Annotated in this window: 20 protein-coding genes and 1 tRNA gene; 9 read left to right on the forward strand and 12 right to left on the reverse strand. The window is 53.1% G+C overall.

Going from position 1 to position 26,156, the window contains the following annotated elements; translation table 11 throughout:
• The first annotated feature begins 8 nt into the window (after positions 1 to 8).
• Positions 9 to 1,067, forward strand: a complete 1,059-nt coding sequence (locus tag AWR27_RS06585) for a DNA/RNA non-specific endonuclease (protein ID WP_077130459.1) — start codon at positions 9 to 11, stop codon at positions 1,065 to 1,067.
• Between the two features lie 133 nt (positions 1,068 to 1,200).
• On the opposite strand, the gene AWR27_RS06590 is transcribed toward AWR27_RS06585, so the two are convergent.
• Positions 1,201 to 2,463 (reverse strand): asparagine synthetase B, encoded by a 1,263-nt coding sequence (locus AWR27_RS06590; RefSeq protein WP_077130460.1) that lies wholly within the window; start codon positions 2,461 to 2,463, stop codon positions 1,201 to 1,203.
• Between the two features lie 169 nt (positions 2,464 to 2,632).
• Here AWR27_RS06590 and AWR27_RS06595 point away from each other — a divergent pair, with 169 nt between their 5' ends.
• Positions 2,633 to 3,871, forward strand: a complete 1,239-nt coding sequence (locus AWR27_RS06595) for an ABC transporter permease (RefSeq protein WP_077130461.1) — start codon at positions 2,633 to 2,635, stop codon at positions 3,869 to 3,871.
• Between the two features lie 82 nt (positions 3,872 to 3,953).
• On the opposite strand, the gene AWR27_RS06600 is transcribed toward AWR27_RS06595, so the two are convergent.
• Positions 3,954 to 6,323, reverse strand: coding sequence for an ATP-binding protein (locus AWR27_RS06600; RefSeq protein WP_077130462.1), 2,370 nt, complete (start codon positions 6,321 to 6,323; stop codon positions 3,954 to 3,956).
• A gap of 208 nt (positions 6,324 to 6,531) precedes the next feature.
• Between AWR27_RS06600 and AWR27_RS06605 the strand changes: the two genes are divergently transcribed.
• The 6 genes from AWR27_RS06605 (at position 6,532) to AWR27_RS06630 (ending at position 15,412) form a co-directional block, all read left to right on the forward strand.
• Positions 6,532 to 6,615: transfer RNA gene (locus tag AWR27_RS06605), tRNA-Leu, on the forward strand.
• Positions 6,616 to 7,170: 555 nt separating this feature from the next.
• Positions 7,171 to 10,530 carry a HEAT repeat domain-containing protein gene (locus tag AWR27_RS06610; protein WP_418346635.1) on the forward strand — a complete coding sequence of 1,120 codons (3,360 nt, stop codon included), beginning with the start codon at positions 7,171 to 7,173 and terminating at the stop codon, positions 10,528 to 10,530.
• A 128-nt stretch (positions 10,531 to 10,658) separates the two neighbouring features.
• The gene (locus AWR27_RS06615) at positions 10,659 to 12,293 is read left to right on the forward strand and encodes an NADP-dependent glyceraldehyde-3-phosphate dehydrogenase (protein WP_077130463.1); all 1,635 of its coding nucleotides are present in this window, start codon (positions 10,659 to 10,661) and stop codon (positions 12,291 to 12,293) included.
• 12 nt (positions 12,294 to 12,305) lie between these two features.
• Positions 12,306 to 13,292: an SPFH domain-containing protein gene (locus AWR27_RS06620; RefSeq protein WP_077130464.1), complete on the forward strand. Its 987-nt coding sequence runs from the start codon at positions 12,306 to 12,308 to the stop codon at positions 13,290 to 13,292.
• Between the two features lie 19 nt (positions 13,293 to 13,311).
• Positions 13,312 to 14,406 (forward strand): TFIIB-type zinc ribbon-containing protein, encoded by a 1,095-nt coding sequence (locus AWR27_RS06625; RefSeq protein ID WP_077130465.1) that lies wholly within the window; start codon positions 13,312 to 13,314, stop codon positions 14,404 to 14,406.
• A 1-nt stretch (position 14,407) separates the two neighbouring features.
• Positions 14,408 to 15,412 carry an ABC transporter ATP-binding protein gene (locus tag AWR27_RS06630; protein WP_077130466.1) on the forward strand — a complete coding sequence of 335 codons (1,005 nt, stop codon included), beginning with the start codon at positions 14,408 to 14,410 and terminating at the stop codon, positions 15,410 to 15,412.
• A gap of 8 nt (positions 15,413 to 15,420) precedes the next feature.
• On the opposite strand, the gene AWR27_RS06635 is transcribed toward AWR27_RS06630, so the two are convergent.
• The 7 genes from AWR27_RS06635 to AWR27_RS06665 all read right to left on the reverse strand — a co-directional run bounded on the left by AWR27_RS06635 (position 15,421) and on the right by AWR27_RS06665 (position 23,395).
• Complete coding sequence (locus AWR27_RS06635; protein WP_077130467.1) at positions 15,421 to 16,383, reverse strand: AAA family ATPase; 963 nt, start codon at positions 16,381 to 16,383, stop codon at positions 15,421 to 15,423.
• A 91-nt stretch (positions 16,384 to 16,474) separates the two neighbouring features.
• Entirely contained in the window at positions 16,475 to 17,854 is a 1,380-nt protein-coding gene (locus tag AWR27_RS06640; protein WP_077130468.1) for a peptidylprolyl isomerase, read from the reverse strand.
• Between the two features lie 60 nt (positions 17,855 to 17,914).
• Complete coding sequence (locus AWR27_RS06645; protein ID WP_077130469.1) at positions 17,915 to 20,278, reverse strand: peptidylprolyl isomerase; 2,364 nt, start codon at positions 20,276 to 20,278, stop codon at positions 17,915 to 17,917.
• A 47-nt stretch (positions 20,279 to 20,325) separates the two neighbouring features.
• Positions 20,326 to 21,027 (reverse strand): hypothetical protein, encoded by a 702-nt coding sequence (locus AWR27_RS06650; RefSeq protein WP_077130470.1) that lies wholly within the window; start codon positions 21,025 to 21,027, stop codon positions 20,326 to 20,328.
• Positions 21,017 to 21,364, reverse strand: coding sequence for an avidin-fold protein (locus tag AWR27_RS06655; RefSeq protein ID WP_077130471.1), 348 nt, complete (start codon positions 21,362 to 21,364; stop codon positions 21,017 to 21,019). The genes AWR27_RS06650 and AWR27_RS06655 overlap by 11 nt, the downstream gene beginning before the upstream one ends.
• A gap of 237 nt (positions 21,365 to 21,601) precedes the next feature.
• The gene (locus AWR27_RS06660; protein ID WP_077133842.1) at positions 21,602 to 22,642 is read right to left on the reverse strand and encodes an agmatine deiminase family protein; all 1,041 of its coding nucleotides are present in this window, start codon (positions 22,640 to 22,642) and stop codon (positions 21,602 to 21,604) included.
• A gap of 72 nt (positions 22,643 to 22,714) precedes the next feature.
• Positions 22,715 to 23,395 (reverse strand): HAD family hydrolase, encoded by a 681-nt coding sequence (locus AWR27_RS06665; protein ID WP_077133843.1) that lies wholly within the window; start codon positions 23,393 to 23,395, stop codon positions 22,715 to 22,717.
• Positions 23,396 to 23,431: 36 nt separating this feature from the next.
• Between AWR27_RS06665 and AWR27_RS06670 the strand changes: the two genes are divergently transcribed.
• Positions 23,432 to 24,004: a GAF domain-containing protein gene (locus tag AWR27_RS06670; RefSeq protein ID WP_232325997.1), complete on the forward strand. Its 573-nt coding sequence runs from the start codon at positions 23,432 to 23,434 to the stop codon at positions 24,002 to 24,004.
• Here the strand turns inward: AWR27_RS06670 and AWR27_RS06675 are convergent.
• The 3 genes from AWR27_RS06675 to mnmA form a co-directional block, all read right to left on the reverse strand.
• On the reverse strand, positions 24,001 to 24,207 hold the full coding sequence (locus AWR27_RS06675; protein ID WP_077130473.1) for a hypothetical protein: 207 nt from the start codon (positions 24,205 to 24,207) through the stop codon (positions 24,001 to 24,003). The two genes, AWR27_RS06670 and AWR27_RS06675, sit on opposite strands and share 4 nt — an antisense overlap.
• Before the next feature lie 10 nt (positions 24,208 to 24,217).
• A complete protein-coding gene (locus tag AWR27_RS06680) occupies positions 24,218 to 24,904 on the reverse strand; it encodes a 3-keto-disaccharide hydrolase (RefSeq protein WP_077130474.1) in 687 nt (228 codons plus the stop codon).
• Between the two features lie 79 nt (positions 24,905 to 24,983).
• Positions 24,984 to 26,135 (reverse strand): tRNA 2-thiouridine(34) synthase MnmA, encoded by a 1,152-nt coding sequence (gene mnmA, locus AWR27_RS06685; protein ID WP_077130475.1) that lies wholly within the window; start codon positions 26,133 to 26,135, stop codon positions 24,984 to 24,986.
• Between the last annotated feature and the right edge of the window lie 21 nt (positions 26,136 to 26,156).

Genomic DNA, 26,156 nt, shown 5'->3' on the forward strand with positions numbered 1-26,156 from the left:
TTTACGCCATGCCCTCACCAAAACACTACGTTCGCCGGGGCTTCCGGCTACGCGGCAATACGCTCGTTTTATTGTTCATCTTTTTTCTGATCGGCCTGTTTCTGCATTATGGCGGTCGGACTCAGCCGGTTGTGGCGTTTTGGAACGACATTCGGCGGATCATCGGCATTGGCCCGTCGAACGCAGACCGGCCCGAACGCAACCCATACAAAGCTCCCGAACCCAACGAAGACGTAGCTTCCGACGACCGGCGCAGGAATCCGGCCAACGACGCGAGCGAAGCCAGCGACGAAGCATCGGACGAGACTAATTCGGGCAACAAGGTTGAGATGGAGCAATCGGGCAATGCCCGGTTCGATTTTGAAAAGCAGGCTGGTTTTATATTGCCTGTTTCCAAAGCCGAGGGGACGTTGGTCGAACACGAAGGTTACACACTACACTACCGCGATGAATATAAAGTAGCCGATTGGGTCGCATACCCGCTGTTGGCAATCGAACTATCGGGCGATGCCGAGCGCGACCGTGAGCAGTTTCGCCCCGACCCGCTGGTACGCAACGGCACGGCCCTGACATCTGACTATACGCGTTCTGGCTACGACCGGGGTCATCTGGCACCCGCCGGCGATTTCAAGTATTCGCAGCGGATGATGAGCGAGACGTTTTATATGAGTAATATTTCGCCCCAGGTTCCGCAGTTCAACCGGGGCATCTGGCGTGAACTCGAAGAATTGGTGCGGGCCTGGGCCAGACGCGATAATGGGCTGTACGTGGTGACGGGGGCCGTGTTGAAGCCGGGCCTCGAAACCATTGGTCGCACTACCGAAGTAAGTGTGCCCGAGCAGTTTTATAAAGTGATTCTGTACTGTAACAAGCCCGACATTCGGATGATTGGTTTTTTGCTCCGCAATGAGCCATCGGATGCCTCGTTGCGGACGTTCGTAGTACCCGTTGACCAGATTGAGCGGCTCACCGGTATCGACTTTTTTCCGAAACTGCCCGATAATCTGGAACGAGACTTGGAAAGCCGAAATCGCGACGCGATGGTAGCCGACTGGTTTTCGTATTGATACAGTATAGCTGTAGTGGATAAACAGGTTATTACACAGAGATTCACCGAGAAAAATGGATACACGGAGTTTGCTACTGAAAACAGGTTCTGTGTATCTCTTTCTTCTTGGTGAATCTCTGTGTAATAACTTCTTACGTTTTCTGCTTCTTTTTCTTAGCTGCTGGAAACAATATGTTGTTCAGAATCAGGCGATAACCGGCTGAGTTGGGGTGCAGATTCAGGTCGGTGGGTTCTTCGCCAATTTCGTGGCGGTAATCTTCGGGGTCGTGGCCGCCGTAGAACGTAAAGAAGCCGCGTCCGTATGGGCTGTGAATGTACCGGGCCTCGCCCGCCGACCGATTTTCGGCCATAATGACCACTTCGGGCTTAATCAAATTCTTTTTAAATGCCGTCGTCTGCCCCATAAATCCTTTGATGACGTTCAGGTGATTCTGCGTCAGCATGGTTGGAATGGGATCATACTTGGCCGAAAACTGAAACAGCGTGAAATAATCGTTGTGTTCGCTCAGACCACGTTCTTCGGGCTGATTGTCGATATTCGAGAACTCGATCAGGTACGGGTTGGTATAAATCTGGAAGTTGCGAAAGGCAAACGTCTGCGAAAAATCTAACTTGTTATTGCTGGCGGGGTCGGCAGGATCGCCATCGTAGAAGCTATCGACAATATCGGTATTGTGCGAAGCCAGAGCAATGTCGTAGGTATCGGTGGCGTTGCACATGGCAAAGAGATACCCCCCGCCCAGCACGAAGTCACGAATTTTCTGCGTAACGGCTAATTTCAGCTGCGGCACTTTCGAAAAACCAAACTTTCGTGTAATAGTCTCGGCTTCAATGCGTTGGGCGATATACCACGGCTGATCCTTGAAGTGGAAGAACTTCCCAAACTGACCTGTAAAATCCTCGTGGTGCAGGTGCAGCCAGTCGTATTCGGGCAGTTTGGCATTCATTACTTCCTCGTCAAATACCACGTCATACGGAATCTCGGCATAGGTCATTACCATCGTCACGGCATCGTCCCACGGTTGTTTGGTTTTGGGGGAGTACACGGCCACTTTAGGCGGCTTTTGCAGCTTCACAGCGTCCATGTTGGCATCGGCAGCAGCAATTTCAGCTAAAATCTGCCCGGCCTGCGCTTCAGAAATAACTTCGTAGCTAACCCCGCGAATCACCATTTCATTGATAAAAGCCTGACTCTGTGGCATCATGAACGACCCACCCCGGTAGTTGAGCAGCCAATCGATCTCGGTGTCGTGGGTTTTTAGCACCCAATAGGCAATGCCGTAGGCTTTCAGGTGATTCCGTTGGGCATCGTCCATTGGAATCAGAATGCGCGACGCCCAAACCGGTCCGGTCAGTGCTAAAAACAGGATAAGCGGTAACAACAGCCGTTTCATTGGTTCTCTCCGTAAGCAAGCGTTCAGTACTTTTGTCATAACGAAAGATAAGCAAGAATTGTGCAGAGTTTTCAGTGAATGAATGATTGAGTGGTTGAGTGATTGAATGAGCTGCCGCAAGATGTCATTCAACAAGTCAATCATTTAACCATTCAACTATTTGTCATATATGAACCTGATTGAAAATATACGTGAAGGGCTGCGCTCCATTGCCGGAAACCGACTGCGGACTATTCTGACATCGCTGATTATTGCCATTGGCATTACGTCGCTGGTAGGCATTCTGACGGCTATCGATGGTATTCAAAATTCAGTCAACAGCAGTTTTGAAGGGCTGGGGGCCAATACATTTAGCATTGTGGCCCGGCAGGATGCGTTTCGGCGGGGTGGGCGCGTACAGAAGCAGGACGAACCCATCGATTACTTCGACGCCGTACAGTTCAAACGCCGGTTTCCCTACGGGGCTACTATTTCTGTTTCGACCGTAATTGCGGGTACGGCACAGGCCAAGTTTGGCTCGAAAAAAACAAATCCAAACATTCAGCTAACGGGCGTTGACGACGCTTATATGGCCGTAAAAGGCTACACTCTGCAAAGTGGTCGCAATGTTTCGATTAACGACCTGGAGTCGGCCCGAAACGTAGCCATTGTGGGTAGCGAAGTTGCTAATACGCTGTTCGAGAAAAAGTTAAACCCGCTGGGGAAGGCTATCCGCGTAGCTGGCAATCAGTACGAAATTGTGGGCGTCCTGGCAAAAAAAGGCGGCTTTTCGGGGGGCGATGCTGACCGGGTTATTCTGATTCCGCTGGATAATGCCCGCGCACTGGCGGGTACGCAGAAAATAACGTTCGACATCACGGCGTCGGTGCCAACGGTATCGGATCAGGACGAGGCCGTGGGTGAAGCGCGCGGTACTATGCGACTCGTTCGGCGCGACCAGCTCGGTCAGCCCGATTCGTTCGAGATTCAGCGTGCCGATGATCTGGCAAAAGAAACTGAAAGTATAACCGGCTATTTACGTATTGGTGGTTTTGGCATTGGTTTTATCACGTTGTTGGGCGCATCGATTGCGCTGCTAAACATCATGCTTGTGTCGGTAACGGAGCGCACCCGCGAAATTGGCATCCGTAAATCGCTGGGTGCCACGCCACAGCGCATCCGGGAGCAGTTCCTGATCGAGGCCATTGTTATCTGCCTGCTGGGTGGTTTAGGCGGGGTGGTGCTTGGGTTAGGCATCGGCAACCTGATAGCCCTGCTAATTAGTCAGGGCGAAGGCGGTTTTGTGGTGCCGTGGGGCTGGATGAGCCTCGGCTTAGTAGTGTGCGTGGTAGTCGGCTTATTTTCAGGGATATACCCCGCCGTTCGGGCATCCAAACTCGACCCAATCGAAGCACTGAGGTACGAGTGAAGTTGTATAGTTATAAGGTTGTAGGGTTGTAAAGTTGCTGCCGCGTTCTACTCGTTCGACGCAACTCTATAACAGTACAACATTACAACCCTACAACTCCCAAAGGAAGGTACACTGTGAACGTAGCTCCCTGACCTGGCTGACTTTGGGCTGTGATGGTGCCGCCGTGGTTTTCGGCTACTTTTCGGCAGATGGCAAGCCCAATGCCCGTTCCGGCGTATTCGCTGCGCCCATGCAGCCGCTCGAATAATTGGAAAATACGCTCCTGAAACTCAGGTGCAAAGCCAATCCCGTTGTCTGAAATGGCAATGGTCGCCCATGTTTTGTTGGCCCGGCTATGCGGAGGAATCGGCACATAACTGGCTTCAACAATACGAGTTGATACCGTAACTTGTGGAGGTAAACCCGGTTTGGAAAATTTTAGCGCGTTGCTGATCAGGTTTTGAAAAAGCTGCCGGAGTTGAAAGACATTACCAGCCAGGGTGGGTAGTGGAGAATCGGCCCCGATAATAACACGCGCTTTTTTCTCCTGAATAGTGATCTCCAGGTCAGTCAGTACCTCTGTCACAAGCACTTGCAGATCAACGGGCTGAAATGGCTCCTGTTGGCTCGCCAAGCGGGAAAACGTGAGCAGGTCGCGGGTGAGCAAACTCATTCGATTGGCTGCCGATTGCATCCGGCGCAGTATATCGACGCCATCTTCGGATAACGAATGACTGTACTGGTCAATTAAAATAGCTCCAAACGATTGAATTTTACGAAGCGGCTCCTGTAGGTCGTGGCTGGCAACATAGGCAAACTGTTCCAGACTGGCATTCGACCGTTGTAAATCGGCCACTAACTGCTCGGTCCGTTGCAGGGCGTTCTTTTGCTCATTGATGATCGAATACACGGATATAATACGATTCTCATCTAAGCGAGTGATCCAATTATCTGTATAATTATCCAAGCCCTCGCCCTTATAGTGCACTTCAAAACGCTGAGGTACTCCCGTTCGCAGTGTTTCCTGATAGGCCCGCCAGTAGTCGGTTTCTTTCACAGACGGAAATAGGGCGAGTACGGTGCTGCTCAGGGTTTGTGCTTCGGTCAGACCAGTATCCTGCAAAACCGACCGGCTGGCCCGAACGTAGCGCAGATCGGCTACCTCACCATTTTGGTCGCGAATGGCTTCCAGTATTGTGAGTCCATTGGTCATGTTTTCCAGGACGCTGTCGAAAAGCCGCGCCTGCTCTTCTACCTGCTGCCGAACCCACTTAATTTGGGTGGTCTCATTAAAAGTAGCCACCAGGCCGTCGCCTAATTTGTTGATCGTTACATCGAACCATCGGTCAACGCTATTGTAATAATGTTCACCCCGGAATATTTCGCCAGTATTATACACTTGCATGTACTGATTCCACATGCCGTCTACCTGCGTTACTGGATATAAGTCGGTCAGCAACCGGCCAATCACCTCCTCACGCGACCGACCGCTCATTCGCGTGGCGGCATCGTTGGCAAGAATGATCTGAAAATTCTGAACCTGGCCCAAATCGTTTTTAACCGCTTCGTACACCACAATCGAACTATCGGACGTGCGCAAAATGCCATCGAGCAGTGTATTTTTCTGGCGCAGATCATCAGCGTACTGTTTCGCCTGTGTGATGTCGTTAAACAACACCACAATGTGATCGCTGTCCATCCGGGTCGCCAGCAGTTCGAGGTGTTTATTGGCAGGCGGATAGAATACGTCGAGATGGAGCGGATAACCTGACTCAAGTACACGGCAATACGCATCGAGTAAACCCGATGATTTGAAGTTTGGATTCAGTTCGCTGATGCGCTTCGTCAGCGCGGCTTCTTCCGAATGCCCACCTAGTTGCAAGGCGGCAGCGTTAATCAGAGTCGCCTGAAAGTCAATGATCTGCCCGGTTTCGTCGCGCACGGCCCGCTCAACGGTGATGCTGCTGGGCGATGTATCCAGCACGCTTTTCAGCAACGTTTGCTGTTGAGTAGCCTGTTCGGCCTGCTGCTGGAGCCGCACAGCCTGGTCTTTAAGCTGGCTTTTGGCTTCTTCCAGATCAGTAACGTCTTGAAAGGTAGCAAAGAAGCCCCCCGTTAGTGATCGGTTTTGTACGTTCAGCCACCGACCCGACCGTTCGTTGAAATACAAAAAATCGAATGGTTTTCCTTCTTCGGTCAATTCCCGGAACTGACTGGCCTGGACACGGGCATACGGTGCCCGCTCGAACAACATGCGCTGGTAAAGTTCTTCGGTCGAATAGCCGGTAATGGCAATCAGTTGCGGGTTAACGTAAAGCGTGCGGTAATCAATGATTGGGTTACTGGCATTGCCTGTGTTTTCCTGCCTGACAGCTTCGTAGGCAATCACACCGTGGGGTGACTGAGCCAGTAGATCAGCTAAAAGAGCAGGAATCGGTTGCGAGCTGTTCGTCGAGTACACAGATGTCATACGGAAAAGTAAGCAGAAACAAAAGTAAAGCTAATGAGTTGGCTACGAACTTACAACGCCTAAACTATTCTCCAAGCTTTGACAGCCTGATGGCGAAGAATAAATTAGATTTTTGTTTTGATTTGGAAACCAACCCGCAAAACGCTACTTTTGCACCCACGTTTGACGAACGCTTTGCTCTTTACAGGGTAAAAAATCGATTCTACATGCCGGGATGGCGGAATCGGTAGACGCGATGGTCTCAAACACCATTGTCTGCAAGGACATGCCGGTTCGAGTCCGGCTCCCGGTACAACCTATAAGTCGTAGCTAATTGTAAATCAATTGGTTACGACTTTTGGCTTTTATGGTGGATAGGAATTCGGAAAATAGATTCTTATCACCAGCAAAAAGCCACCCTGTAGAGTGGCTCTTATCTTACCGACGTGATTAGAGGCTCTACAAGCCAATTCCGGTTCAGTCGTTGTTTCGGGGCAGCTATGCTGTTATAGGTGCAATTAAAGCGGAATACACAGGTTAAAACGGCGAAAATTACAATACTATCTCTTATGTTATCTATGGCGTATTGCTGACGCGAGTGAGACGCAAGGGATTGCGTCTCTACGTTTGACTGTCCGGCGCGTAGAGACGCAACCCTTTGCGTCTCACTCGCGTCAGCAATATGCCATAAATAACTCCATTTGCCACGTATACATCATCTCGCAGCACGGGTAAATAAAGGACGTTTTGATGCTTTGTCTGAACATCTATCAGCAATTCGTCATTTGTTTGCCTTATGAACCGAATACCGCGCTCCCGGCTTCGTCAGTCAATACTTCCGCTGACTGTTTTGTGCCTTACCACCTGGATGGGCCTCGCCAGCTTTATGGATGACCCGATTAGCCGACGCATTAAACGGCTGGCTCCCCAAAAAGCCGCCGACATGGCAAAGGCGGTTGAAGCGTTGGTGAAGCCGCAACTCGCCGAAGGGCTGACGCTCAGTGTGTGGGGCGTCGATTCGCTGGTCATGGACCCCATTGCCATCGACATCGACGATCTTGGTCGGCTGTACTACACCCGCACCAACCGCCAGAAAAATTCGGAGTTCGATATTCGCGGACATCAGGATTGGGAGATTGAGTCGAATCGGCTTCAGACGGTTGAAGATAAGCAGGCCTTCCTGCGCCGGGTGCTGTCGCCGGCCAATAGTAAGCAAAACGAATGGCTGACCGATGTGAACGGCGATGGTTCGCACGACTGGCGCGACATGACCGTTGAGAAAGAGCAGGTGTTTCGGCTCGAAGACAGCGACAACGACGGAGTGGCCGACCTTTCGCGGCTATCGGTCGAAGATTTTCACGATGAAACAACCGATGTGATGGGGGGCGTGCTGGCCGATGGCAACGACCTCTACGTGGCGGTTGCACCCGACCTCTGGCGGCTGCGCGACAAAAACGGCGATGGCATTGCCGATGAGAAAAAGTCGCTTTCGCACGGCTACGGGGTGCATATTGGTTTCAGTGGCCACGGCCTGTCGGGGGTAGAAATGGGTCCCGACGGTCGGATATACTGGCAGATTGGCGACATTGGGTTTAACGGCAAAGGCCCGGACGGGCGTAAGTGGGAACACCCCAACAGCGGAGTGGTGGTGCGGGCTAACCCCGATGGCAGCGACTTTGAAGTGTTTGCTCATGGCGTTCGCAACACCCACGAGTTTGTTTTTGACGAATACGGCAACCTCATCAGCGAAGATAACGACGGCGACCATCCGGGCGAAAAAGAGCGGTTGGTATACATCGTCAACGGGTCGGATACGGGCTGGCGGAGCAATTGGCAATACGGCAAATACCGCGATCCGCTCAACAATACGTATAAAGTCTGGATGGATGAGCAGATGTATAAGCCCCGTTTCGACGGGCAGGCGGCCTATTTTCTGCCACCCATTGCCAACTTCGTCAGCGGCCCAACGGGGATGCTCTACAACCCCGGTACGGCACTTAGTCCCAAATATAGAAATACGTTCTTCATCGCCGAATTCGTGGGCAGTCCGGCGCAGTCGGGCATTCATGCCTTTACACTGAAACCAAAAGGGGCTGGTTTTGAACTGGATACGCACAAGAAAATTCTGGGTGGCGTACTGGCAACGGGCTTAGACTTCGGCCCCGATGGGGCGATGTACGTGGCCGACTGGATTAATGGCTGGGGAACCAAAGACTATGGTCGCATCTGGAAACTCGATGATAAAGATGGAGCCGCCTGGACCGAACGCGCACAGACCAAAAAACTGCTGGCGCAGGATTTCGGCAAAACGTCGGTAAGTGACCTGGGCAACCATCTCAAAAATCCCGATATGCGCGTTCGCCTGAAAGCCCAGTTTGAACTGGTGAAGCGCGGGGCAGCGGGGGCTACCGTGCTGGGGCAGATGGTGCAGCAAACCGGTAATCAACTGGCGCGGGTGCATGGCATCTGGGGACTTAGCCAACTGGCCCGGCAAGATGCGAAGTACGCCCAACGCTTATTACCTCTGCTGACCGATTCCGACCCCGAAATTCGGGCGCAGGCGGCCCGGTGGCTGGGCGACATTCGCTACGCTGGGGCAGGCACGGCGTTGGTGCCGATGCTGACCGATGCCAACAGCCGCGTTCGTTTTTTTGCTGCCGAAGCCCTCGGACGCATTGCCCATGCTCCGGCGATTCAGCCCCTGATTAAGATGCTCGAAGCCAACAACGACGGCGATACCTACCTGCGCCATGCCGGTAGCCTGGCTCTGGCCCGAATCGGTAAACCTGAACCCGTTGTCGCACTGGCGAAACACCCTTCGCGGGCCGTGCGGATTGCGGCTGTGGTGGCCCTGCGTCGGATGAGTCACCCCGGCATTGCGCAGTTTCTGGCCGACAGCGACGAGTTTATTGTGACCGAAGCCGCCCGTGGCATCAACGACGACCTTTCAATTCCGGCAGCCTTGCCTGCTTTGGGTACACTATTGACTACCACCCGGTTTTCCAACCAGCCACTCATCCGTCGGGCCATTAACGCCAACCTGCGTGTCGGTACGCCCGACGCCTTACAAAACCTGATTCGATACGCGAACGCTGATGGAAATCCGGCTGCGCTGCGTGCCGAAGCAATGGACGCTCTCAGCACCTGGGCCAAACCATCGCTGCTCGACCGGGTCGATGGCCGGTATCGTGGGCCGGTCACGCGTGATCTGGCAGTGGTAAAAGCGCAGTCGGGGCCACTCTATGCGTCGCTGGCAACAAATCCCGAACAACCCCTCCGCCGGAGTGCCATTCGGGCCATTAGCCGGTTATCGCTCAATACGGCGAGTCCTGTGCTGTTCGACCGATTGAAAACCGACCGCGAAGCCGAGATTCGGGTAGAAGCCCTACGGGCCTTAGCTGCGCTTAACGACAGGCAGATTGGGCAGGCCATCGAAACAGCGTTGAACGATACCGACAAGCGGGTGCGGGTTGCCGCACTCGACCTGATCGGCAAAACCAATATGCCTAAAGCACAGGTGGTGACGCAACTGGCCGAGGTGCTGAAAACGCATTCTAACGAAGAAAAACAGGCCGCGCTGGTAACGCTCGGAAAACTGCCCATTGCCAATACGAAACCCGTTTTCGATCAGTTACTAAACGATCTGGCCGCCAATAAAATACCTGTAGAGATTTCGCTCGAACTTGATGAAGCCATTACGGCCACGAAATCGGCCCCATTGATAGCGCGTTATAACGAGATTTTGGCGAAACAATCGCCCGACGCGCTGCTGGCATCGTATCAGGCCAGTTTATACGGGGGCGAACCCGATCAGGGCCGACGTGTTTTCTTCCGGCATCAAACGGCGCAGTGCATCCGCTGCCATGCCTACGATGATCTGGGTGGTAACGCAGGTCCCCGGCTCAATGGTATTGCCAGCCGCCTGACTCGTCAGCAGTTGCTCGAAGCGGTGATTAACCCCGACGCGCGGCTGGCTCCCGGCTATGGTACGGCCACTGTTGAGTTGAAAAGTGGTAAAACGCTGAGCGGGATTGTGCAGCGCGAGACTGATACGGAACTTGTGCTGAAGAGTGGCGACGACCCCGATGCCGTCATTCGCAAAGATCAGATTGGTAAAATCACCTACTCCCCATCGAGTATGCCCGATATGAAGTATCTGCTTACCAAGCGCGAAATCCGGGATGTCGTTAGTTTTCTCGCAACGTTAAAGGAAGAAAACAGGCATTGAACCAAACTTGCTCTTTTCCGGCGACGTGTGAATTGATAAATCAATAATTTTCCTGAGTTGTAATTCATCAACTGAATGGTGAAGTTTACGGTTATTGTATCTTTCGATTTGTGAATACAACCAACTGTATGTCTCAAACTACCTTTATTCCGTTAGAAACTCTTTTTCCTGTCAACGCTTCGCAGATTCCTGCCGAGTTTCAGATTGAACCCGTCCACCAGCGCGAGTACCTGCTCAATGGCGAGATGCGCCCGTGGCAAGGCAAACTATCCGATGTGTATTCGCCCATCTGTATGCCCGATGCAGACGGAAAGCTGCAACGTCAGCTCGTTGGTAGCTTCCCGGTCTGTGGCCCCGAACAGGCAATGGAAGCCCTCGATGCTGCCGTGGCCGCTTACGATAACGGTCGGGGCGAATGGCCGCAGATGTCGGTGGCGGGCCGCATTGCCTGCATGGAAACCTTCGTGGGCAAAATGCTCGATCAGCGGAAGTTAGTTATCAGCCTGATTATGTGGGAGATCGGCAAAAACCTCGCCGATGCTACCAAAGAATTTGACCGGACGGTGAAGTATATCTACGACACTATCGACACGCTCAAAAACATGGACCGCAACTCGTCGAGGTTTCGGATCGAAGAGGGTGTGATTGGGCAGATTCGGCGGTCACCCCTCGGCGTGGTGCTGGCAATGGGACCGTTCAATTACCCGCTCAACGAAACGTACACGACGCTGATTCCGACGATTCTGATGGGCAATACCATTCTATTTAAAACGCCCAAACACGGTTCATTGCTGCATTACCCGCTGCTCGAAGCCTTCCGAACCAGCTTCCCGAAAGGCGTCATTAACTCGCTCTACGGGCGCGGGGCCGACGTGGTGCCGCCCGTGATGCAGTCGGGTAAGGTCAATGTGCTAACCCTTATCGGTAGCAGTCGCGTGGCCGACGAGTTGCAGCGACATCATCCTAAACTAAACCGGCTGCGTTCGATTATGAGCCTTGATGCCAAAAATGCGGCCATCATTCTGCCCGATGCCGACCTCGACGTGGCCGTGAAAGAATGCCTGTTAGGTGCGCTATCGTTTAATGGGCAGCGATGTACGGCCATCAAGATTATCTGGGCGCACCGTTCCGTCGTTGATGCGTTTCTGAACCGTTTTTGCCCTGAAGTAAGCAAACTCAAACCCGGTATGCCGTGGGTCGATGGCGCGCAGATTACGCCCTTGCCTGAACCCGGCAAAACCAAATACTTAGCCGATATTATTGCCGATGCTGAGGCCGGAGGGGCTACCATCCAAAACGAAGGCGGTGGCGACACGGTGGCTTCACTTTTCCGCCCGGCGGTAATGTATCCAGTGCAGGAAGGAATGCGACTGTACCGGGAAGAACAGTTCGGTCCGGTAATACCGGTGGTGGCTTACGACGACGAAGAGGAGTTTATCCAATACCTCATCACCGACGACCATGGGATGCAGGCCAGTATTTTTGGTACTGATACTGACGCCATTGCCCGGCTCATCGACCCGTTGGTAACACTCGTGAGCCGCGTCAACATCAATGCTCAGTGTCAGCGGGGGCCGGACACGTTCCCGTTCACGGGTCGCAAAGACTCTGCCGAAGGAACGCTCTCGGTAGAAGACGCGCTACGTTCATTCTCCATTCGCTCGGCAGTGGCTACGAAAGACACACCTGCCAATAAACATATTCTGAACGAGATTGTCAGTCAGCACAAATCTGAATTTTTAAGCACGAATTTCATCTTTTAAACCTACAGTCGCGTGGGCCTTTTTGATTTTATTCGCAACGAGTTTATTGAGGTTATCGACTGGGTCGATAACTCGACCGATACGGTTATCTGGAAATTTCCCGACAACGGCAACAACATCAAATACGGAGCGCAATTAACCGTTCGTGAATCGCAGATGGCCGTGTTTATGAACGAGGGTAAGATTGCCGATGTGTATCCGCCGGGCCGCTACGAACTCACCACCCAGAACATGCCAATCATGACCACGCTGCGGTCGTGGAAGTTCGGGTTCGAGTCGCCGTTCAAAGCCGATGTGTACTTTGTTTCGACCAAGCAGTTTACGAATCTGAAATGGGGTACGCAGAATCCGATCATCGTGCGCGACCCCGAACTGAAGCAGGTACGTATTCGGGCATTTGGCGTTTTTTCGCTGCGTGTTACCGACGGAGGCAGGTTCATTAAAGAGTTTGGCGGCACAACGCCCGTGGTGCGGCTGGGCGATCTGGAAGAACAACTCCGCACGGCTATCGTCAGTAAGTTTTCGGATACGCTGGCCGAACTGGGCGTGTCGGTCTTCGATCTGTCGCGTAACTACCAGGAATTGGGTGAGAAACTCCGCCCAGTTTTGCAGGACGACTTTTCGGCTTATGGGCTGGAACTGACGAAGTTTTACATCGAAAACACCAGTCTGCCGCCCGAAGTCGAAGCGTTTTTGGACAAAACTACGCAGATGAACATGGCGGGCGACATGGCCCGGTTTCAGCAGTTTCAGGCCGGGGTTGCGCTCGAAAAAGCCGCCGAAGAGGGCGGAGTCGGTGGTGCGGCTGTGCTGATGGGTGGATTGGGTAATTTTATGGGTAACACCAACGCCCAAAACGCTCAGCCTCAGCAGCCTGCTGTAGATGAGAAGACCAAAACAATGGAATTGCTCAAACAGTTGGCCGATCTGAAAAACGCGGGTGTGCTGACCGAAGACGAATTTGCGGCTAAAAAAGCCGAACTGCTGGCTAAACTCTGACGCCCGCGTTGCTGCCTGTATGGAAATGTCTGCCCAGATCGATTCGTTTCGCGTTCCCTGTCCCAACTGTGGTGCTCAGTTAACGTTTTCGCCGGAGAAACAACAACTTGCCTGCGTTCACTGCGGCACCACGGAGGCTATTCCGTTCACCAAAGAAAAATTGCAGGAGCGGCCCCTTCATGCGGCTCAAACCGGCTTTCAGTCGCTGGCAGCTACGCGGGAGAAACGGGTGTTCGGCTGCCCCAACTGCGGTGCGCGTACCACCGTCGAAACCGATCAGCCGACGATTACCTGTGCGTTTTGCGGGACAAAAAACGTAAATCCAGAAGCCGTTACGACTCGCCTGATTGAACCCGCCGGAGTAGTACCTTTTCGGCTCTCGAAACAACAGGCTCTCGAACGCTTCAAAGGCTGGGTTGGCGACGACTGGTTTGCGCCCTCCGACCTGAAAGCTGGTGCCATACCCGATAATATCCGGGGCGTTTACATTCCATTCTGGACCTTCGATGCACAGGCCGATTCAGATTGGCAGGGCGAGGCCGGTTTTTATTACCACGTCCCTGTCTCGGTATCCGATGGTAAGGGCGGCACCGTGCAACAACAGCAACGGCGGGTGCGCTGGGAATACCGAAATGGCTATCATTCAGCATTCTACGACGATGTATTGGAAATGGCTTCCCGGCAATTAGCCGGTCAGTTGAATAATGTAGTGGAAGTTAGTCAGTACGACCTCAAAGAGGTTGTAGACTATGACCCGCGTTTTTTGCTGGGCTGGGAGGCCGAAGTGTATAGCATTGATGTGGCCGAGAGTGCCCAACAGTCCGAAGCCGCCATTCGCCAACGCGAAGAAAATGCCTGCGCCAATCAGATGGGGGGCGACGTGCAGCGCAACCTACGCGTATCGACCCGGCTCAGCCAGCAAACCTTCAAACACATTTTGCTGCCGCTGTGGGTGTGCGCTTACGTTTATAATGGCAAATCATACCGGTTTCTTATCAACGGCCAAACGGGGCGGGTAGCGGGCAATCGGCCAAAATCGGCCTTGAAGGTGGGTATCGCTATCGCACTCTTCGTACTATTTGTGTTGATTCTGATTTTCTTAGCGAAAAAATAACTTGCTCACCGCCACCAAACTGACCAAATATTACCCCGACGTGCGGGCCGTGCGGAACGTATCGCTGACGCTTGATGCGGGGCGGATTATGGCACTGGTGGGCGAGAGCGGTTCCGGTAAAAGTACGCTGCTGAATTTGCTGGCGGGTTTGGCCGATGCCGACGCGGGTGAGGTGCGATTCAACGATGAACGCGTAGTAGGGCCAAGTGAGAAGCTGGTGCCGGGCCACCCGCAAATTCGGCTCGTGCCGCAGGAGTACCAGTTGATGCCGAACGTATCGGTTCGCGAAAATATCACCTTCGCGCTGCGCTATTACGAGAAAAACTACCGCGACTTCCGGGTGAACGAACTGCTCCGCCTTTGCCGCCTGACCGATGTGCAGCATCGATTGCCACGTCAGGTGTCGGGGGGCGAAAAACAGCGCACGGCCATTGCCCGTGCTGTGGCCGACCGTTCGCCGGGTAGCGCGGGTGTAGTGCTGTTGTTAGACGAACCGTTCAGTCATCTTGATTTACCCAACCGACTCATTGTCCGCGACCTGCTGTTCGATCTCGTTCAGCACGATCATATGACTTGCCTGTTCGTCACGCACGACGCCACCGACGCACTCTCCATTGCCGATATGCTCGGTATCCTGCGCGATGGGAAACTTGTTCAGCTTGGTTCGCCTTTCGACGTTTACCGGCAACCCGCTACAGCCTATGCTGCCCGAATGACCGGCACCGCCAACATACTGAAAGCGAAACATTTGCCCGCCCTCGGCTTGCCCAAAACCGACGACCCCGACGCGTTGGTTTGCCTGCGCCCTGAAGCGATTATGTTCGATGATACAGGCGTAGTGGGTACTGTGCGTGCGGTATTCTTCCGGGGAAGTTTCTCCGAAGTTGATGTCGAACTGTCGCGTTACGTATGCGTTCGTGCGCTCACAAACCGCCACGGCCTGCGGGCAGGGCAGCAGGTAGGAGTGAGGGTGGCCGCAGAATCAGTTTGGCAGATAGGCTATTGATTTTCGTGTTACATCATCCGTTTCACCAACTGTTCAACCGTAATGCCTTCGGCTTCTGCCTTGAAGTTTCGCACGATACGGTGGCGCAGAATAGGCATAGCCACCGCCCGCACGTCTTCAATATCGGGTGAATACTTGTTGTTGAGCAGAGCATTGCATTTAGCTGCCAGAATCAGTGCCTGTGAAGCTCGTGGCCCCGCACCCCACTCAAGGTATTGATTGGCATCGGCTGAACCGCGTTCAGTGTTGGGTCGGGTTTTATGCACGAGCGACACGGCGTATTCAACCACATTGTCAACTACCGGCACCCGGCGCACTAACTGCTGAAACTCCCGAATTTCGTCGCCCGTAATGACGCGCTGCACGTCTGGTCTCTTATCCGATGTAGTGCTTTTCACAATGTCCAACTCCGATTGGTACGATGGATAATCGAGGTAGATATTGAACATGAAGCGGTCTAACTGCGCTTCGGGCAGCGGATACGTACCCTCCTGTTCGATAGGGTTTTGTGTTGCCAGCACAAAAAACGGACGACCCAGCGGGTATTTCTGCCCGGCAATCGTTACCGAATATTCCTGCATGGCTTCAAGCAGGGCCGATTGTGTTTTCGGGGGTGTCCGGTTAATCTCGTCGGCCAGAATAATGTTCGCGAAAACAGGCCCTTTAATAAATTTGAAGTTGCGTTCCTGATCCAGCGTTTCGGAGCCGAGAATATCGGACGGCATCAGGTCGGGCGTGAACTGAATCCGATTGAAATCGAGGTGCAATGCGCTGGCAATGGTCTGGATGAGCAACGTTTTTGCCAGCCCCGGTACGCCCACCAACAGGCAGTGGCCCTGACAGAAAATGGCCGTCAGCAGCAGCCGAACGGTGTCGTCCTGACCAATAACAACTTTAGAAATTTCGGATTTAAGCTTCTGATATGAATGGGAAAGGGCTTCAGCAGCCGCTACGTCGGATGAGTAAGGCACAGTTTTTTAAGTGATAAGTGATGAGAGATGCGTGATGAGTTTTATACGTGATGGGCAACCAAACTCATCGCTCATCACTTATCACTCATCACTAATTGCCGCCCCCGCCGACCTGGGCCGCGCTGTTTTGCGTGGTGCCAAAAATGCGGCAGCTACTGAACTCAGGATCGACGGTAATGTACACATCGGCAACCGATTTGCGGAACCACTCATCAATAGCGCGGTTCTTTTTGTTGGTCAGCACAATGTTCTGCAACTTCTCGAAATCGAGTTTATAATCAGCCGTGTGAGGGGCAATTTTGCTTTTGTAAAACAACAATCGTACCGCACTTTTACCATCTTCAGTGCGGTAGGCTAAAGGTTTGGAGATGCTGCCCACGGCCATTGTATCGAGCATCTGAAACATGGCGTATTCCATCGATCCGTCCATTGCCAGCCGCGAGCTACCCGTTTCGGGGTTACGCAGCAAACCACCGGCATCGGCAGTCGATTTATCGTCGGAGTATTCTTTAGCCGCTTTTTCAAACTTGAGCGAGTCCACTACAATCAGTGCCCGCAGACTGTCTAAATATTTCGTTGGGCCGGCAAGATCCAGCCGGTTATAATCGGGGCGAAGCAGGATGTGCCGGGCGTGGTATTCGGCTCCGCGCGTTTCGAGCAACTGAATCAGGTGCAGACCAAAGTCCGACTCTACTACGTCCGACATCTCGTTGGGTTTCAGTTTCAGGGCCGCACCTTCAAACGGGGCCACCATCATACCGCGCTTGGCAAAACCGAGGTCGCCCCCATTTTGGGCCGAGCCTACGTCTTCCGAAAATTCTTTGGCTAATTTGGCGAAGTCTTCACCGTCCTGAACGCGCTTTTTAATATCGAGCAAACGTTGTTTAAGGGCATCTTTCTGCTCTTTGGTTGGCTTGGCAAAACGAACAATCTGGCCGACTTCAACTTCGGCGGGCATGTACGGAAGGCTATCTTTGGGGATTTCTTCAAAGAATTTTTTTACCTCGCGGGGTGTCACCTTCATATCAGAGGTGATTTTCTGCTGCATTTTCTGCACCACCTTCTGGTCTTTCACCTGCTGGCGCAGTTCGCTCTTCAGCATCTCTAAACTTTTACCGTATGCTTCAACGATATTTTTGTCTGAACCAAACTGCTGAATCATATACTGCATCCGCGAATCGAGTTCATTATCAACCAGTTTGTCTTCAACCACCACCGAGTCGATTTCGGCTTTGGCGAGCATCATTTTGTTGATAACCAGGCTTTCAAGTAACTGACACTTTTGCGGGGGTGTTTGATTCTGCCCAACGTAAGACTGGTACGCTTCTTCCAGATCTGTCTTCAGCACGTAATAGTTGTCGACCTTCGCAATGATTTTGTTCAGACTAATGCCTTGTCCCTGCCCGAAAGCGGGTGCTATGGCAAAAAAGCCCATAAACAGAATCAGCGTGTTGGTTAGTACTTTTTTCATGTTTTAAAGATACGCAATTCAGCCGCAAGCGGCTCTGTTTTAATGTTTTTTAACGATTTATCACTTCATCAGTTTCCTGATTTCTTCCTCATTCACGTTAACCGGGTACTTCTGCCGGAGTTGAGCCAGCCATTGTTTTTCCAGTACGGCCTGATAGTCGTTGATAACAGTGCCCCGCGCTTCGGCGAATGTTTTGGCACGAGCCGGTTCAATACGGTCAATACGAACGGCAATCACGCTGTCGTTACGCCGGAGCGTAGTAGTGCCGGGTCTCCACTGCTCAATGGCATCAACGTATGAGTTAGCCCCCTGAGCAAAGACGCCTTCGACAAGACTGATGGCCGGTTCGTTCGGATTGCCACTTGTTTGCAAGGCTTTGTTGTTCAATACGTTGACTACATCGGCTTTGGCGTTGGAAAAATACTGAAGCCCCACCCGACGCTGTGCGGCACCGCTGCTGCCGGGTCGTGCGCCCTGATAGTCTTTCTCCATGATGCGGCTTAGGGCAATGCCGCGTGTCTGTAAATAGCTAACCACCGACCGGATGCGCCCTGCCGATACCGAGTCCTGTTCGGTCGGGTCGTGCGAACCGGATACTTCAACCACATAATCGGGGTTACGGGTCATTGCTACCAGCACGTCGTACAGCGATTCGCGCAGATTGGGCGTTAGCGTTGTCTGACCCTTCTCAAATGTCAGGTCGGGGGCCGAACGCCGGAGTTGATACGGAGCTTTACCGCTTAGCCGCTCTGTAGCCTGCCGAATCAGGGTATCGTGTTTAGCTACTAAAATTGTGGCAACGGCGCGTTCGGGAAGCGTGTATTTGGCGCGGTTTTGCTCGAAATACTGCCGTTGACTCGTCGTGTCGGCCATCGAACGCTCCCAAACGTTCTTTTCCATCATCTGCGACAAGAGCACACCATCGCGGATTTCAGCCAGTAACGACCGAAATTCGGGTGATTTTTTTTCTAAGTTCGCTTCTTCGGTGGCAATAAGCTGATCGCCTATGAACCGGTCGAACAACCGGCGCATGGCAACGGGTGGGGAGCCAGCCGCTGCGGGCGTAGGATCGGTGGCTGTAGCGGCTAAAGCCGGATTACGCGGTGGCTGTTGACGCTGCCGCACGTAGTCGAAAAACTGATTAACGGTATGGTCTTTACCGCCAATAGTCACAAGGGTTTTGTTCTGCAACGTCTCGTCTAACGGTTCGCTGAATCGCCACCGACCACGCAGCAAACTGCTGTCGGCCTTTGCCAGCGCGGCTGTCAGTACAGCTTTATCTTCACGAACGGGGTATTCCTGCCGAAGCCGTTGCACCGCCGATTGGCGCAGCACGTCGGCGCGGGTGTCGGTCGTAACGCGCTGCCGCAGCGACGGGGCCAGGTCGGCGTAAGCCGGGACGCCCTGCCGTTCGAGTAGTTTAATAACGTGCCACCCGTAGTTCGTCCGCACCGGTTTGGAAACATCGCCCGGATTGACGAGCGAGAAGGCTGCTTCCTCAAAAGCAGGCACCTGCCGCCCGGTCTCAAAAGGCGGTAGCTGACCGCCGTTCTGCCGCGACGTTACATCGTCCGACATCTCCCGGCAAACGTCTTCAAAACGATCTCCTTTCTGTAGGCGGGCATAGGCCGTATTGATGCGCTCTTCGGCGACCCGCTGCCCCGGCACGTCGGCACCTGGGCTGAGCCGTACCAGAATATGGGCTACGCGCAATTTACCCCGGCTGGGTCGGCGGTCGTTGACGCGCACAAGATGATAGCCAAAGCGCGTTCTGACGGGGGGCGACACCTGCCCGACGGGGGTGGTGTAAGCTGCCGTTTCGAGCGGATAAATCGCCGAAAAGACGGTAAAATAACCGAGGTTGCCGCCATTGGGCGCGGTAGTAGGATCTTGCGAGAACTCGCGGGCGAGCTTGCTGAAATCTTCCCCGCTGGTAGCCCGCCGTCGAAGCGTTTGCACCGATTCGTAGGCCGTGAGTGTATCGGTGGGTGCCGCGTCTTCGGGTACGTTAATCAGCAGGTGCGATGCATTGACCTCCTGCTGCATACGCTGGTATGCTTCAGCCGTCAGCGATTCAACCAGCACTTTATCGGTCAGGTATGACTGCGCCAGTTGTTTGCGGTAGGTATTCATCTCCTCCCGAAAGGCTTCGGTAGTGTCGTAGCCTTCGCTTTCAGCAGCCAGTACCTTTAATTTCAGGTTGGTGTAAAGGTCGAAATAGTCCTTGATATCGGTCCGCTGTGCCGAGTCAGTCGAGAGTTGATTCTTGGTAAACGACTGAAAAAAATCGTCGGTTGTAAACGATTTCTGGCCTAATTTCAGGATAACAGGCTGCGGAGGAGCGGGCTGCTGAACAACCGGTGCTGCCGTTTTACAGGCTGCAACCGCAAGAGCTACCAGAAAGCCGCCGGTGAGTTGGCGCATAAATGGGGAAAAATTATTCGTTTAATAGAACGTTTCGGGCGGGTCACTTATTGGCGAACGGGCCGAATTTGCACGGTTTTGAGCGTAATATCATATACCAGCCTGTACTCGTATGCATCTTTCATGTGTTGCCCCGTAAAGATTGCAGGAACCTCCATGCGCGTCTTTTTCTGTCTACGCAGGTCGGCTTCCTGCACCTCCACGCTGCTTTGGCCCAGCAAGTCGTCGCTGTCAAGCTGATCGACTAATTTCAACCCTACGCCCGATGCCCACAGCCCTGCCGTGACATATTTGAGCGGTGTCAGCACCTCGGTAGCCGTCAGCACCAGCGACACCGGAACGCTCACGATGTTGTGAATCTTTCGCACCTGTTCGAGCATCTGCTGCGCCCGTGCGTACTCATCGACTTCAATGAGCACTAAACTCGCCACCATGCGCCCGTTGCGGGGCAGTTCGAGCCGAATCGACTGGGCTGGGTTTGTGCCGCCACTCAAGTCGAGTTGCTGGCCTTTCTGCACGGTTTCAACGCCCCAGCCGCCGTTTACTACGCCGACGGGTTTGTTTTTTGCGTCGTAACTCGTTAGCGTGTAAGCCAGCATCAGTTCGTCGCGTCGGCTGATGTTTTCTTCTAAGTTCACCGCCTGCAACGACCGGGGCTGCAACTCCGCCGTGAGGGCTGTGGGGCGGGTGCAGGATGTCTGAACCAGGATTAACAGGCTTACAAAGATTGGCTGGATTTTATAGTTCATGCGCTAAAACTTCTTCAATAATAGACTCGCCCGCCGAGCCGTCGCCACTGGTCCACTGCCAGCGTTCGTGAAGCCGAATGCGGCCATCGGGCAGAATTTCGGGTGTAGATTGGCAGCGGCCCGTCATCAGTTCGCCCCGCTTGTTAACGTGTTGATACCGCATATTCAAACTATTATCGTTCTGCACCGTGGCGATGAGGAAGCCTTTGACGATACTGCCCCCGCTATAGTCAGCCCAAACAATTTGCCCCTGCTGGCGATAGTAGAACAAGGTCTCATTGCCTACTTCGCCATTGGCCGTATTCGTGACAGAGCGGAACGTTTTGTTGTTGTACATCTGAACCGGGATTAGCCAGGATTTACTGGATTAATACAAGATTTTACGCTTCGCTGTTCGGGACATAAGTTCCGAACTACTTAATAGCGGGTATTTACCCGCCCATTTACTTAGACGGACAAATGTCCGGTATTATCGGGTCCGGGACTTGTGTCCCAAACAGCTTCGGGTAGTTTCGGGCAATTAAGCGCAGCGCAGCATCTTGTATTAATCCAGTAAATCCTGGCTAATCCTGGTTCAGACAGGCTCCTGCTGACTCAGGCAGTGGAAACTGCCTAATCCCCAAACAATATCGGTTGAGTCGATACCGATGATTTTTCGGGTTGGAAAGCACTGCCCGATGATGTCGAGCGCGGGCTGGTCTTTAGCACAGCGGAACGTCGGTACAATTACGGCACCATTGGTAATCAGGAAGTTGGCGTAGGAAGCCGGGAGCCGCAGGCCATCGCTCACGACAGGGTTGGGCATGGGCAGTTCAACGATGTTGAGTTGTTTGCCGTTTAGCAGCCGCATCTCGCGGAGTTCGCGGTGAATGTCCTGCAAAAATGGGTAATTGTCATCGTTGGGATTCGACTCGTAAGCGGCTACAACGGTATCTTCGTTTACAAACCGAACTGTGTCATCAATATGCCCGTCGGTATCATCGCCAACAATACCTTCTTCTACCCAGAGCACCTGCTGAACACCGTAATAATCGCACAGATACTGTTCAATATCAGCCTGGTTGAGATGGCTGTTGCGGTTCTGATTGAGCAGGCAGGCCCGGCTTGTCAGCACGGTTCCGGCTCCGTTGAACTCCACCGAACCACCTTCCATAATGATGCCCGGCGTCACATAGGGTAACTGGCGGTAGTGGGCAATCTGCACCGGAATCAGGTCATCGCGGTCGTAGGGCGGGTATTTGTTGCCCCAGGCATTATAGCCCCAATTGACAATCATCCGCTGGTTGGTATCGGGATTAATCAGGAATGCCGGGCCGTGGTCGCGGCACCACGAATCGTTGGTGGGGTGGGGCAGGAGCGTGATGCGGCTCATATCGGCCCCGGCCAGCAGTAGCCGCATGTTGGCCGCCTGCATCACGGTTTCATCGTGCGCGTTGATACACACGTGTTCGCTTTCGGCAATGGCTTTGATGAAGTCGATATAGGCCGGAAACATCAGCTCCTGCCGGTCGCGCGTCCACGACGCTTCGGTATGCGGCCAGCTAAGCCAGGTTGCTACGTGCGGATGCCACTCAGCCGGAAAGAAAAAGCCCTCGCGGGCGGGAACAAGAGACATTGGATACTGTGCCATTTTTGGTGGGGCAAAGATACGGTTTGTCGGGCCGGGTCTGTTCAGTAAGGGGTCGAATTAATTCGATTCCTCATCGAGCAACGCCAGCAATTGCTCCACGGTTAGTTCGGTAAAATCGTTTATAATCAAGGCTGCGCCGGTATCCTGCAATTCATTATGTGTGTGTGTCGTTGCCAATGCGATAACGGTCATGCCTGCCCGCAGACCCGCTTCGATGCCCGCAAAGGCATCTTCAAACACAACACAACGGCCCGGTAATACGCCCACGCGCCCGGCGGCTGTCAGGTAAATTTCGGGGTTGGGTTTGCCATGCCGAACCATGCTGGCATCGACAATGGCGTCGAAGCGGTTGCGGATGGTTAGCCCGTCGAGCGTGAAATCAACGTTACTGGCAGGAGCCGAGGTGCCAACGGCAAGCCGGGCGTTGGCAGCCTTCAGAACATCTAAAAACGCCAGCAGACCAGGTGCCGGTTGCAGGTGTGAACGATATAAATCGCGATAAATACCTTCTTTTTCTTCGGTCAGGGCTACTAATTCCTCACCCGAAACGGTACGTTTAAGCACATACGCCATAGCATCTGCCGATACGCGCCCATTGATGTTGTCGATGTATTGTTCTTTGGTGATCGGGTTGTTGTGATGCTGCGAAAATTGCAGCCACGCATTGATGTGAAAGTCGGTATTGTCGATCAATACGCCGTCCATATCGAAGAGGGCGGCAAACGGGGGCGTTGGCATGAGCAGATAAATGGTTTTGGCCGCAATGATAAGATAATGACCACACAAAAAACAGTAAAGCCCAGCCAGAGTTTATCGGGCATGACACTACTCCATGCGCTTCCTGCTGCTATCGACGCGCTTATCATGAAGGAATACAATCCCGAAAAAACCCTGAACGGGGTGGTTGACATCGTAGGGTCAACGCTCAACGCCGACCGCTGTTTTCTGTATGTTCGCCAACCCGACAAAGAAAGGGGGCGTATTGCATTCCAGTGGCGCAAAGACAACAGCATCCCCGATGTGATTCAACCTGACTGGCAAACTGATACCACCAGCCTGCCACAGGAAGACCCGCTTTTTCGGGCCGCCATCGAGCTACGCCCGTCGGTGTACGTCGATGATGTAGAAACTGCCAGCCCCGATGTACTGAATCGGGCGTTTGAACACAAAACCTTCGGCCATCGCGCCCTGATTCATGCCCATATTCAACAGGACGGCCAGCTTTGGGGCATTCTACAGCCCTGCGTATTTGGTCAGCCGCGCCTGTGGACGATTGACGAGCAAACACAGATCGAGGCAATTCTGCCCCGTCTGCAACCCATTATTGCAGCTTATGTTAATGATTAATCAACATCGCCCACCAGCACGGCGGCTTCGTGAAGCAACTCGGTCGCAACCAATTCGTCGGTAACGTCTTCAATTCGTTCATCGAAGGTGTCTACCTGTTCGTTGTTTACCGATGGCTGCATACCCAGCAAAAAACGCCCGACGTATAGCAGGTTCAGCGAAAAGCGCAGTTCGGGCAGTGCGTTACTATACCGGGTTTGCATGAATCAGGCCCTACAGGGCTTTTATTTTCAAATTTCTATAATAGATGGGAGCACCCGCATGTTTGCCCTGCAAGCCTATAAAACCGCGCAACGGTAACTCGGCAGGTGGCTTACTGAGCCAAGCGGGCACTTCCGACCCGTCGGGGTTGGTTTTGGCTGACGTGAATTTCGACAGATCAATGCTATTGACCAATTCGTTATTCAACACGATGAACAGCATACTGCCCTGACACGTGATGGTGTACCGATTCCATTCGCCCGGACGTTTTACTGCACTTTTAGTTGGAGCCTGATGCCCGAATAATGCCCCGCACTGCCAGTTTTTGGGCGATTCCGACCATTTCTGTGCGTAATCGTCGGCAATCTGAATTTCAACGGAATTGGGTATCCAATTGGTTGTGTCTGAGCAGTGTACTACGACTCCGCTGTTGGTGCCATCGGCAGTTTGGAAGAACAGATCCAGCACAAAATCATCATACGGAACGGTTGTCCAGATGGCTTTGTCAGCCGATGCGGTCAGTACGCCTTCTTCATATGTCCAGACGCCTTTGGGGAAATTGGCATCGGAGAGGTCTGCCGCAAACAACGGTTTCCAGCCGGCTCCGCTTGGGTTGGGATGGCCTTTGGGTGGTGTTTGGGCAAATACTGACGTGACAACGCCAACGGTCAGAAGCAGCAACAGGCAATAGTTGTTCATGCAGTGTTTGGTCAGAAGTTAATCTCCGTTAGAACCCGTCAGAGCAGATTTTCTACCCATGTATTTTACCCGGCCAACGCTACATGGACATGGTTAAGTGATGCTCGGCCTGTTGAATGTCATCGCGTTGCCGGTAACTTTTCATAATCCAGCCGCCCCCAATCACATCATCGCCTTCGTAAAAAACGGCAGCCTGACCGGGTGCAATGGCCGATACGCCTTCGTGGAAACGCACGTCGATACGGTCGTCGGCGGTTTGCCGGATGAGGGCGGGTGTGCCGTCGTGTTTATAGCGTACTTTGGTGACGGTCTCCAGCGGCTCCGGTACCGATGCGTATTTCTGGAGGTTCAACTTAGTCACAATCATGCCATCGCGTAGCAGATCGTGGTCAACGCCCAGCACCACCTCATTGGTGTCTTTGCGGATTTCGGTTACGAACATGGGCTTGCCGAACGCCATGCCCAGACCTTTACGTTGCCCAATGGTATAAAACGGGTAGCCTTCATGTTTGCCCAGCACACGGCCCGTATGTTCTTCGATAAAATTGCCACCCGCTACTTCGGCTTCCAGACCCGGCAGGCGTCGTTTCAGAAATCCGCGATAATCATTATCGGGTACGAAACAGATCTCATACGATTCTGATTTGGTGACGAGTTCAATGAAACCCCGCTCTTTCGCCATTTCACGGATTTCCGACTTGCGCAAATGGCCCAGCGGGAGCTTCGTGCGGCTCAAACTCTCCTGCGACACTCCCCACAGCACATACGACTGATCTTTGAGCGAATCGACGCCTTTCGAAATCACGTATCGGTCGTTCTCATGACGGATGTTGGCGTAGTGGCCGGTAGCAATAAACGCACAGTCGAGCCGGTCGGCCCGCCGGAGCAGGGCATCCCATTTGATGTGCGTATTGCACAACACGCAGGGATTGGGTGTACGCCCTTCGAGGTATTCGCCCGTAAAATGGTCAATGACATAATCGCCGAACTCCGCGCGAATGTCTAAGATATAGTGCGGAAAGCCGAGGTTGACGGCAATGTTACGGGCGTCATTGATGCTGTCTAAACTACAGCAGCCCGTTTCTTTTTTAGTGCCGCCCGAAGAGGCATAATCCCAGGTTTTCATGGTCATGCCAATGACCTCATAACCTTCTTCGTGGAGCATGACTGCTGCCAGCGAAGAGTCAATGCCGCCACTCATGGCGACCAAAATACGTCCGTGTTTGCTCATGATCTGCGAGGGGTCAAAGCC

Source organism: Spirosoma montaniterrae, from assembly GCF_001988955.1.
GTDB lineage: Bacteria > Bacteroidota > Bacteroidia > Cytophagales > Spirosomataceae > Spirosoma > Spirosoma montaniterrae.

Excerpts from the sequence above, each read along its gene's own strand:
- AWR27_RS06585 (WP_077130459.1), top strand. The coding sequence starts at position 9 with ATGCCCTCACCAAAACACTACGTTCGCCGGGGCTTCCGGCTACGCGGC.
- AWR27_RS06590 (WP_077130460.1), bottom strand. The coding sequence starts at position 2,463 with ATGAAACGGCTGTTGTTACCGCTTATCCTGTTTTTAGCACTGACCGGA.
- AWR27_RS06595 (WP_077130461.1), top strand. The coding sequence starts at position 2,633 with ATGAACCTGATTGAAAATATACGTGAAGGGCTGCGCTCCATTGCCGGA.
- AWR27_RS06600 (WP_077130462.1), bottom strand. The coding sequence starts at position 6,323 with ATGACATCTGTGTACTCGACGAACAGCTCGCAACCGATTCCTGCTCTT.
- AWR27_RS06610 (WP_418346635.1), top strand. The coding sequence starts at position 7,171 with ATGGGCCTCGCCAGCTTTATGGATGACCCGATTAGCCGACGCATTAAA.
- AWR27_RS06615 (WP_077130463.1), top strand. The coding sequence starts at position 10,659 with ATGTCTCAAACTACCTTTATTCCGTTAGAAACTCTTTTTCCTGTCAAC.
- AWR27_RS06625 (WP_077130465.1), top strand. The coding sequence starts at position 13,312 with ATGGAAATGTCTGCCCAGATCGATTCGTTTCGCGTTCCCTGTCCCAAC.
- AWR27_RS06640 (WP_077130468.1), bottom strand. The coding sequence starts at position 17,854 with ATGAAAAAAGTACTAACCAACACGCTGATTCTGTTTATGGGCTTTTTT.
- AWR27_RS06645 (WP_077130469.1), bottom strand. The coding sequence starts at position 20,278 with ATGCGCCAACTCACCGGCGGCTTTCTGGTAGCTCTTGCGGTTGCAGCC.
- AWR27_RS06650 (WP_077130470.1), bottom strand. The coding sequence starts at position 21,027 with ATGAACTATAAAATCCAGCCAATCTTTGTAAGCCTGTTAATCCTGGTT.
- AWR27_RS06655 (WP_077130471.1), bottom strand. The coding sequence starts at position 21,364 with ATGTACAACAACAAAACGTTCCGCTCTGTCACGAATACGGCCAATGGC.
- AWR27_RS06660 (WP_077133842.1), bottom strand. The coding sequence starts at position 22,642 with ATGTCTCTTGTTCCCGCCCGCGAGGGCTTTTTCTTTCCGGCTGAGTGG.
- AWR27_RS06665 (WP_077133843.1), bottom strand. The coding sequence starts at position 23,395 with ATGCCAACGCCCCCGTTTGCCGCCCTCTTCGATATGGACGGCGTATTG.
- AWR27_RS06670 (WP_232325997.1), top strand. The coding sequence starts at position 23,432 with ATGACCACACAAAAAACAGTAAAGCCCAGCCAGAGTTTATCGGGCATG.
- AWR27_RS06675 (WP_077130473.1), bottom strand. The coding sequence starts at position 24,207 with ATGCAAACCCGGTATAGTAACGCACTGCCCGAACTGCGCTTTTCGCTG.
- AWR27_RS06680 (WP_077130474.1), bottom strand. The coding sequence starts at position 24,904 with ATGAACAACTATTGCCTGTTGCTGCTTCTGACCGTTGGCGTTGTCACG.
- mnmA (WP_077130475.1), bottom strand. The coding sequence starts at position 26,135 with ATGAGCAAACACGGACGTATTTTGGTCGCCATGAGTGGCGGCATTGAC.